This is a genomic window from Herbaspirillum sp. UBA812 (genome assembly GCF_002296545.1).
Lineage (GTDB): Bacteria > Pseudomonadota > Gammaproteobacteria > Burkholderiales > Burkholderiaceae_D > Herbaspirillum > Herbaspirillum huttiense.
In genome coordinates this window covers 1-7,999 of record NZ_DBIC01000132.1, presented here as the reverse complement: position 1 = coordinate 7,999, position 7,999 = coordinate 1, and the positions used below count along the sequence as shown (strand labels likewise).

Sequence of the window (7,999 nt, the reverse complement as noted above, 5' to 3'; positions counted from 1 at the left end):
TCTTCCACCAGCGCGGCATTCTGCTGCGTGGCTTCATCGATATGGGTGATGGCCAGGTTGACCTGTTCGATGCCGTCGCTCTGTTCCTGGCTGGCCAGCGTGATCTCGCGCACGATCTCGGTCACGCGCGCCACGCTGTGCACCACCTCCTGCATGGTGTCACCGGCCTGGGCCACCAGGCGGCTGCCATCGCCGACCTTTTCCACGGAATCCCCGATCAGCTGCTTGATCTCCTTGGCCGCCGACGCTGAACGCTGCGCCAGCGAGCGCACTTCGGAGGCCACCACCGCAAAGCCGCGTCCCTGCTCACCGGCGCGCGCCGCTTCCACTGCCGCATTGAGCGCGAGGATGTTGGTCTGGAAGGCGATGCCATCAATCACGCCGATGATGTCGGCGATCTTCTGCGACGAAGCGTGGATCTCGCCCATGGTCGCCACCACCTGCTCCACCACCGCACCACCCTGGCTGGCCACCTGTGAGGCCGATGCGGCCAGCGCATTGGCCTGGCGCGCATTGTCGGCGTTCTGCTTGACGGTGGAGGTGAGCTGTTCCATGGCCGATGCGGTTTCTTCCAGCGATCCGGCTTGCTGTTCCGTGCGCGCCGACAGGTCGAGGTTGCCGGTGGCAATCTCGCGCGAGGCGACATTGATGGTCTCGGTGCCGGAACGCACCCGCCCCACGATGTCCTGCAGGTTGCCATTCATGGACTTGAGCGCGGCCAGCAGCTGGCCGGTTTCGTCGCGGCTATTGGCCTCGATGCGCGAGGTGAGGTCGCCTGCGGCCACCGTTTCTGCGATGCTCACCGCCTGGTTCAGCGGGCGCGTGATGCTGCGCGTGAGCAGCCAGGCCAGTGCCGCACCCAGCACGATTTCCAGCGCACCCAGCATCAGCAGCATGCTGCGGCCGGAACGATAGTCGCCGTTGATCTCGCTGGCGGTCTGGTCGATCACCTTCTTCTGGTAATCGGCATAGCGCAGCACGCTGTCGGCATACTCATCCATCATCTTCACCAGCGTGGTATCGGTCATCTCGCGGGCGCGTGCATCGTCGCCGGCGGTCTTGATGTCGAAGATCTTTTGCCGCGTATCGCGATAGGCTGCACGCAGCTTGCCGACTTCCGCGAAGAGACGCTTTTCCTCGGGATCGGTGATGGCCGCTTCCACTTGCTTCTGCAGCTGGCTGATCTTGGCCGATTGCGCATCGATCTGCTTCTGGAAGTATTGCTGGAAGGCATCGTCATCACTCTTCATGACGGCGAAGGTGCGCACGCCGTTTTCCTTGATGGCCGCATGCCACTGTACGGCATCGCGTTCTTTCTTCAGCGCAATCTGGGTCATCTCGTCGGTGGCGTCCCCGATATTGCCCAGACGCCACACGCCCAGGCCGACCATCACGGCCATCAACATCAGCAAGGCAATGAAGCCGATGGCCAGGCGTACGCCGATCTTGAGGTTTTTCATTCCGTCTCCCCTGATTGAGTGAGGCGACCGGCGGCTGGTGTGCTGTTTTGCTGTTGTGATCGTGAGCCGGGCGCTGGCAGCAAGGACGGGCAGCCCATCCTTGCTGTCTTTGCAGGCTAACACAGGCCCTCCCCGGCACGGCACAACTCGGGAATATCCCGATACCGGGGTGTTGTATTACGGCAAAGTCCATCGGCCCGCAGCGCAGGCCCGGTGCGTGTTACCAGTCCATGGCCGGATCCAGCGGATAGATCGGACGGCGCACCTTCTTGATCGGGAACAGCCGGAAATTGGCGCTGGTCGGGCCGCCGCTGTCGGAATCGCACTCTACCAACGCGCGGCTGATGGGCACGAAGACCGGACGGCAATACATGCGCGACTTCAGGATCAGGAAGGCTTGCTGCGCCGGGTCCAGGCCCAGGCTTGTGAAGACCCCGAGGTCATACGGTTCGACCCGCTCCTCGGTGACGACGATGCGCGCCGCACCGATGTCCAGCAGCACGCTGCGCCCCATCTGCAAGGTCGAGCCGGTGTAGATCGGTCCGGTGACGGTGAAACGGCCATCGCTGATGGCCGATACCTTTCCGGTATAAACCGGCGGCGTCTTGCTGATGCCCTGCGCAGCCAGGTCCACCTTGTTGCCCACGGCCAGCGTGACGGTCGCACCCACCCCGGCCTGCACCAGTTGCGCCACCGCTTCCGGGTCGCTCACCGGGCCCACGGCAATGCCCGTGAGACCGGCCTGCAGAGCGGCTTCCAGCACGTCCATGGTATTGCAGGTACCGCCCGACATGACGTTGTCGCTGTGGTCCAGCAGCAGCACCGGCCCCTGTCCCGGACCTTCACTCAAGGCCCGCGCCTGCGCCAGCGATTCGGCCAGCGGCAGGCTGTCATAGACGAAGTCGTCACGTTCATTCCAGATCTGGCGCGCGATGCGCTCGGCCACGGCATCGGCCAGTGCGCTGTCGTTCTCGGTCACCACCACCACCGACATCCCCGCATCGCGGAAATCCGACAGCGGGAAGCCCGCCAGCACCGACACCGCCAGCACGCCCGCTTCCTGCTCCGCCGCCTTGGCCGCTTCCACGGCGCGCTGCATGGCCGAGGCCGAGGTATTGCTGGTCAGCGTGGCCGACAGCACCGGCACCTGGCGCCAGGCCACCGTTGGCTGCGACTTGCCCTGCAGCCGCGCCAGCAGCAGGCGGCAGGCATGCTCGCCGGTCTCGAACATGTCGATGTGCGGATAGGTCTTGAAGCTGACGATCACATCGGCATGCGTGACCATCTTCTGCGTGACGTTGCCATGCAGATCCAGCGCCACCGCCATGGGCGTATCGGGCGCAATGCGGCGGATGCGTTCGAGCAGCGTGCCTTCGCCATCCTCGGCGTTCTCGGCCACCATGGCGCCATGCAGGTCCAGCAGGATGGCATCGCAGCCACCTTCGATGGCGCGCACGATGGCGTCGCACATCAGCGTGTAGGCATCGGCGGCCACCGCCGCGCTGGGGTTGGCCCAGGCGGCCAGGGGCGTGACGATCTCGGCACCGGTCTGTTCGGCCAGTTCGAGGAAGGCGCCCATCGCGGTGCGCGCACCCTTCTGGTCGCGATACGCATCGGCATCCCATTGCGGGGCGAAGGCTTCAAGGGGTGTGGGAATCGGCGAGAAGGTATTGGTCTCGTGATTCATGCGTGCAATGACGATTTTCGGTTTCATGTTCAGTTTTTTGCATCAATTCAAATTCATGCAATGATCAGTCGGCGACCACGCCCGCGCTGGCCAGCATGGCCTGCAACAGCACGTTGCAGCCGGCTTCGAGGTGTTCGGGGCGCGCATCTTCGATCTCGTTGTGGGAGACCCCATCCTTGCAGGGTACGAAGATCATGCCTGCCGGTGCCAGGCGGGCGGCATAGATGGCGTCGTGCCCTGCGCCGGAGACCACGTCCATGGTCTTGTAGCCCAGTGCGGCCGAGGCCGCGCGCACGTTGTCCACGCAATCCGGATGGAAGGGGCAGGGCGGGAAGTACGAGACCCGCTCCAGTTCGATGGACAGCCCGGTCTTCTTGCGCATCGCTTCCAGGTAGGCCAGCAGGTCTTCATGCATGCGCGTGAGCGAGTCCTCGCTGACGTTGCGCAGGTCGATGGAGAATTTCACCTGCCCCGGAATCACGTTGCGGCTGTTGGGCATCACCTGCACCTGGCCCACCGTGCCGCGTCCGTAAGGCGGATAGCGGTTGGCGATGGCCACTACTTCCTGCATGATGAAGGTCGAGACCTGCAGCGCGTCCTTGCGGATCTCCATCGGGGTCGGCCCGGCGTGCGATTCAAAACCGGTCACCGTGCAGTCGTACCACGACAGCCCCAGTACCGCCGGCACCACGCCGATGACGGTATCGGCATTTTCCAGCACCGGTCCCTGTTCGATGTGTGCCTCGTAATACGCACCGATGGGATGATCACCGCAGACCTGCTCGCCGATGTAGCCGATGCGTTCCAGTTCGTCGCGCACCTTCTTGCCGTCGACGTCGGTGGCGTTGTAGGCGTGCTCCAGCGTGAAGGCCCCGCAGAACACGCCCGAGCCCATCATTACCGGCACGAAGCGCGAACCTTCTTCATTGGTCCATACCGCCACTTCGATGGGGGCCTCGGTCTGGATGTTGTGCTGGTTCAGCGTACGAATCACCTCGATGCCGGAGAGCACGCCGTAGTTGCCGTCGAACTTGCCGCCGGTGGGCTGGGTGTCGATGTGCGAGCCCGTCATCACCGGCGGCAGCGCATTGTTGCGGCCGGGGCGGCGCATGAAGATGTTGCCGATCTGGTCCACCACCACGCTCATGCCTTCAGCGCGCGCCCAGGACGTGACCAGGTCGCGGCCCTGCTTGTCGAGGTCGGTCAGGGCCAGGCGGCAGACGCCGCCCTTGGCGGTGCCGCCGATGCGGGCCAGTTCCATCAGAGAATCCCACAGGCGCGTGCCGTCGATGCGCAGGGTGGAGGCTTGGGTTTTCATGTCCATATCGAGTCCTTGTTCGGGTTGGTGCGCGGCAGCCATCATGCCGCCAGATTCACGCCCAGATAACGGTCCTTCACGCCCTCATCGGCCAGGAAGGCGGCATTGCTGCCGCTGTAGACGATGCGTCCCTGTTCGACGATGTAATGCCGGTCCGCCAGTTGCGTACACACTTCCAGATTCTGTTCCACCAGGATGATGGACATCCCGGTCGCCTTGATCTGCCGCAGCTGCGCCACGATCTCGTCCACGATCACCGGGGCCAGGCCTTCGACCGGTTCGTCCAGCATCAGCACGCGCGGATGCGTCATCAGTGCGCGCGCAATGGCCAGCATCTGCTGCTCGCCGCCGGAGAGCTGGCCGCCGCCATTCCTGCGACGTTCCTTCAGGCGCGGGAAGATGGTGTAGACCTCGTCCAGCCCCCATGCGGATTCCTTGCGCGCGGCCATGGTCAGGTTCTCTTCCACGGTCAGCAGCTTGAAGATGCCGCGATGTTCCGGCACCAGGCACACGCCGCGTGCGGCGATCTTGTAGGAGGGCAGGCCGCTGATGACCTGGCCTTCAAACAGCACGCGTCCCTGCGCCGGCGGCACCACGCCGACGATGCTTTTCAAGGTCGTGGTCTTGCCGGCGCCATTACGTCCCAGCAGGGTCACCACTTCCCCGGCATCGACCTGCAGCGACACGCCCTGCAGGATGTGGCTCTTGCCATAGTAGCCGTGAACGTCTTCCACTTGCAGGATCATGCTTTGCCTCCGGTGATCATGCTGCCGAGGTAGGCCCGGCGCACGCGTTCATCGCTACGGATCTCGGCCGGTTTGCCCTGCGCCAGGATCTGGCCCAGCTGCATCACCGTGATGCGGTCCGAGATATCCATCACGATATCCATGTTGTGTTCGATCAGCACCACCGTGTAGTCGCGCCGCAGCCCGTGGATGAGCTGTTTCATCTCGGCGATGTCGTCGATGCCCATGCCCGAGGTCGGCTCGTCCAGGAAGATCACCTTGGGCCGCCCGGCCATGGCCATGCCCACCTCCAGCCTGCGTTGCTGGCCATGTGAAAGTTCTGCGCAGGCCCGCTCCGCCACCGCCTGCAGGGACAGGCGCGCCACCAGCTCATCGGCCAGCGCGCAGGCGGAACTGAACTGTTCGGCACGTTTCCAGGGATTCAATGCGGCCAGCGGGGAGCGGCCCTGCGCGGCCAGCCGCAGGTTCTCGCGCACGCTCAGGTTGGGGAACAGGCTGGTCACCTGGAAGGAGCGCGCCAAGCCTTTCTGCACCCGGCGATTGCCCGGCAGGTGCGCCACTTCTTCGCCCTCGACCAGGATGCTGCCCTCGGTGATGGGCGTGGTGCCGGTCAGCGTGTGGAACAGCGTGGTCTTGCCCGCGCCATTGGGACCGATCACCGAATGCACGGTGCCGGCCTCGATATCCAGCGTGATGCCGTTGACGGCGGTGAACTTGCCGTAGCGCTTGGTGACGTTGACCGCTTGCAGGATGGGGCGGCTCATGAGTGCTTCTCCTTGGTCACGGTGGCGGCTTGCGCCGCGTCATCCTTGCGGCCGCGCGCGGCATCGATCAACTTCACGGCCAGGCCGAACAGGCCCTTCTGCATGTAGAGGCTGACCGCAATCAACAGTAGCCCCAGCAGCATCAGCCAGCGTGGCCACAGCGTGGAAAGCCAGTTGCCCACCAGCACATAGAAGCTCGCGCCCAGCACCGAGGCAAACAGGTTGCCGGTGCCGCCGATGACGGTCATCACGAGAATCGCTTCACTGGTGTGATATTCGATGTTGGATAGAGGTGCCACGCCGGTCATCATCGCGTGCAGACCACCGGCCAGACCGGTGACCGCGCCCGAGATGACGAAGGCCGCCAGCTTCAGCAGCCGCACGTCATAGCCCAGCGCCGAGGCGCGCGCTTCGTTTTCGCGCACCGCCAGCAGGGTCTTGCCCAGCACCGAATCGACCACGCGCTGCAGCAGCCAGAACACCAGCACGAACAGGATGGCCACCACCGTGTAGTACTGCCACGAGGAAGTGGTCGGCAGCAGCGTGAAGCCCAACAGCGACAGCGGCGGACGCGGGATGTCCAGCAGGCCGTTGTCGCCGCCGGTGACGTCCTTGAGGGTATAGGCCAGGAAATAAAACATCTGGGCGAAGGCCAGCGTGAGCATCACGAAGTAGGTGCCGCGCTGGCGGATCGAGAACCAGCCCACCAGCAGCGCCACCAGCGCGCCGCCAACGGCCGCCAGGGCCAATGCGGGCAGCAGGGCGAGTTTCAACTGCAGCAGCACCACGCCGGTGGTGTAGCTGCCCACGCCAAAGAAGATGCCCTGGCCAAAGGACATCAGGCCGGTATAGCCCAGCAGCAGGTTGCAGCCCAGCGCGGCCAGGGCGAACACCAGCACTTCGGTGGCCAGCGTGCCGGAAGGCAGCAGCAGCGGCAGCAACAGCACCACGGCGGCGGCCAGCAGGGTGTAACGGAAATGCGCAATCTGTTTCATGAAAGCCTCTGTGCAGAAAACGTCAGGTGGCGTCAGGTGACGTAATGCGGCTTCAGGCCGCGCCGGGCCGCCCCAGCAAGCCATTCGGACGCAGCAGCATCACCGCCGCCATGGCCACGTAGATCATCAGGTGTGCGCCTTCGGACCAGACCGTGCTCATCACGCTCTGCACGATGCCGACCAGGATGCCGCCAATGAGCGCGCCCCAGAAACTGCCCAGCCCGCCGACCACCACCACCACGAAGGCGATGCCCAGCGCCTCAACCCCCATGAAGGGATCGGCCCCGCGTATCGGTGCGGCCAGCGCCCCGGCCAGCCCGGCAGTGGCGGCACCCAGGGCGAAGACCAGGCTGAAGATGCGCTGGATGTTCAGGCCCAGGAGGCTGACCATTTCGGTCGATTCCGACCCGGCCCGCACGATCGAGCCCAGGCGCGTGCCTTCCAGCACCCACCACAGGAGCAGCGCCATGACGGCGGTCAGGCCGATGACGAAGAGGCGGTACTTGGGATAGACGAAGCCGCCCCACATCACCACGCCCTGCAGCAGATCCGGCGGCGAGACATTGTTGCCCAGCGGTCCCCAGACCGAGATCACCGCTTCCTGGATCACCAGCGCCATGCCGACCGTGAAGAGGATGTGGAAGTGATGCGGCAGGGCATACACGTGGCGCAGTACAAAGCGCTCCACCACCCAGGCGAACAGGCCCACGGCGGCGGGGGCAATGAAGAGCGACCACCAGAAATCCAGGCCGCGGCTGGTGGCCTCGTAACAGAGATAAGCGCCCAGCAGGAAGAAGGCGCCATGCGAGAAATTGACGAAGCGCAGCAGGCCGAAGACGATCGACAAGCCCACTGCCAGCAGGAAGTAGAGCATGCCGATGCCCACGCCATTGGCGATCTGCAGCAGATAGATGTTCATGGAACCTCGTGAGAAGAACAAGGAAGTTCAGTCAAGCCAAATCACCGTTCGAACTGAGTAGATGAATCACCGTTCGGACTGAGTAGACCCGCAGGGTCGTATCGAAGGCG

7 protein-coding genes are annotated in these 7,999 nt (G+C 64.3%); all 7 read right to left on the bottom strand.

The window, feature by feature from the left end; all coding sequences use genetic code 11:
* A partial coding sequence (locus B3873_RS08315; RefSeq protein WP_286865219.1) for a methyl-accepting chemotaxis protein occupies positions 1-1,460 on the bottom strand: 1,460 nt, incomplete at its 3' end.
* A 220-nt stretch (positions 1,461-1,680) separates the two neighbouring features.
* Entirely contained in the window at positions 1,681-3,174 is a 1,494-nt protein-coding gene (locus tag B3873_RS08310; RefSeq protein ID WP_286865217.1) for a M81 family metallopeptidase, read from the bottom strand.
* A 37-nt stretch (positions 3,175-3,211) separates the two neighbouring features.
* Positions 3,212-4,471: a Zn-dependent hydrolase gene (locus tag B3873_RS08305; RefSeq protein ID WP_286865215.1), complete on the bottom strand. Its 1,260-nt coding sequence runs from the start codon at positions 4,469-4,471 to the stop codon at positions 3,212-3,214.
* Positions 4,472-4,506: 35 nt separating this feature from the next.
* Complete coding sequence (locus tag B3873_RS08300) at positions 4,507-5,211, bottom strand: ABC transporter ATP-binding protein (RefSeq protein ID WP_286865213.1); 705 nt, start codon at positions 5,209-5,211, stop codon at positions 4,507-4,509.
* Positions 5,208-5,975, bottom strand: coding sequence for an ABC transporter ATP-binding protein (locus B3873_RS08295; RefSeq protein WP_286865211.1), 768 nt, complete (start codon positions 5,973-5,975; stop codon positions 5,208-5,210). Before B3873_RS08295 ends, B3873_RS08300 begins: the two co-directional genes overlap by 4 nt.
* Positions 5,972-6,970, bottom strand: a complete 999-nt coding sequence (locus B3873_RS08290) for a branched-chain amino acid ABC transporter permease (RefSeq protein WP_286865200.1) — start codon at positions 6,968-6,970, stop codon at positions 5,972-5,974. Before B3873_RS08290 ends, B3873_RS08295 begins: the two co-directional genes overlap by 4 nt.
* Before the next feature lie 52 nt (positions 6,971-7,022).
* Positions 7,023-7,889, bottom strand: a complete 867-nt coding sequence (locus B3873_RS08285; protein ID WP_034340650.1) for a branched-chain amino acid ABC transporter permease — start codon at positions 7,887-7,889, stop codon at positions 7,023-7,025.
* Between the last annotated feature and the right edge of the window lie 110 nt (positions 7,890-7,999).

Coding starts and splice junctions, on each gene's coding strand:
- B3873_RS08310 (WP_286865217.1), bottom strand. CDS start 3,174: ATGAAACCGAAAATCGTCATTGCACGCATGAATCACGAGACCAATACC.
- B3873_RS08305 (WP_286865215.1), bottom strand. CDS start 4,471: ATGGACATGAAAACCCAAGCCTCCACCCTGCGCATCGACGGCACGCGC.
- B3873_RS08300 (WP_286865213.1), bottom strand. CDS start 5,211: ATGATCCTGCAAGTGGAAGACGTTCACGGCTACTATGGCAAGAGCCAC.
- B3873_RS08295 (WP_286865211.1), bottom strand. CDS start 5,975: ATGAGCCGCCCCATCCTGCAAGCGGTCAACGTCACCAAGCGCTACGGC.
- B3873_RS08290 (WP_286865200.1), bottom strand. CDS start 6,970: ATGAAACAGATTGCGCATTTCCGTTACACCCTGCTGGCCGCCGCCGTG.
- B3873_RS08285 (WP_034340650.1), bottom strand. CDS start 7,889: ATGAACATCTATCTGCTGCAGATCGCCAATGGCGTGGGCATCGGCATG.